This window comes from Candidatus Protofrankia californiensis (assembly GCF_900634765.1).
Classification (GTDB): domain Bacteria; phylum Actinomycetota; class Actinomycetes; order Frankiales; family Frankiaceae; genus Protofrankia; species Protofrankia californiensis.
The window spans coordinates 1-968 of the sequence record NZ_CAAAFT010000139.1; the positions used below are offsets into that span (position 1 = coordinate 1).

Genomic DNA, 968 nt, shown 5'->3' on the forward strand with positions numbered 1-968 from the left:
GGTGCGTTCACCTGGCGACAGGGTGGCGGCGGCCCGCCTCATGTGGTCCGCGCGCAGGCCGAACTTGGCCAGCAGGGTCCGCAGGTCGGCGGTGACCATGCCGGGCAGCAGTCGGGCGAGGACGTCGAGAACCGAACCCTCGCCCGCGAACAGCCCGCGAGCCTGGTCGATCTCGCCGACCAGCACCCCCGGCCCGAGTGCGGCCTGGCCGTGCTCGGGCGGGATCCGGCCGAGCATCGTGGCGAGCAGCGTGGACTTGCCGGATCCGTTCGGTCCGGTGATGGTCACCCGGTCGCCCCAGTCGATCTGTGCGGTGACCGGCCCCAAGGTGAATTCGCCGCGGCGGACCACCGCGGCGGTCAGCGCCGCCACCACGGCACCGGATCGCGGTGCCGCGGCGATGTGCATCCGCAGTTCCCACTCCTTGCGGGGTTCGGCGACGACATCAAGGCGTTCGATCAGGCGTTCGGTCTGCCGGACCTTGGCGGCCTGCTTCTCGGACGTCTCGGCGCGCAGATTACGGCCGATCTTGTCGTTGTCGCGGGACTTGCGCCGGGCGTTGCGCACCCCCTTGTCCATCCAGGACCGTTGGGTCCGGGCCCGGTCGGTCAGCGCGTCACGGCGCTGCGCGTACTCCTCGTAGGCTTCACGGGTGTGCCTGCGGGCCACCTCGCGCTCGTCGAGGTATGCCTGGTAGCCACCCCCGAAGAAGCCGACCTGCTGCTGGGCGAGGTCCAGTTCGCAGACGCCGGTGACGGTGCGGGCGAGAAACTCCCGGTCATGGCTGACCACCACCACACCCGCCCGCAAACCGCTGACGAACTCCTCCAGGCGGGCCAGGCCGTCCAGATCGAGGTCGTTGGTGGGCTCGTCGAGCAGGAAGACGTCGAACCTGCTCAGCAGCAGGGCAGCGAGCCCCGCCCGGGCCGCCTGGCCGCCCGACAGCGCGGTCATCCGGGCGTCCAGGT

At 71.1% G+C, this 968-nt stretch carries 1 protein-coding gene; it reads right to left on the reverse strand.

Annotated features, from left to right (window positions below; all coding sequences use genetic code 11):
• Positions 1-968, reverse strand: a 968-nt coding sequence (locus tag DD1DGNOD_RS29060; RefSeq protein WP_346434291.1) for an ATP-binding cassette domain-containing protein, incomplete at both ends; no start/stop codon positions are given.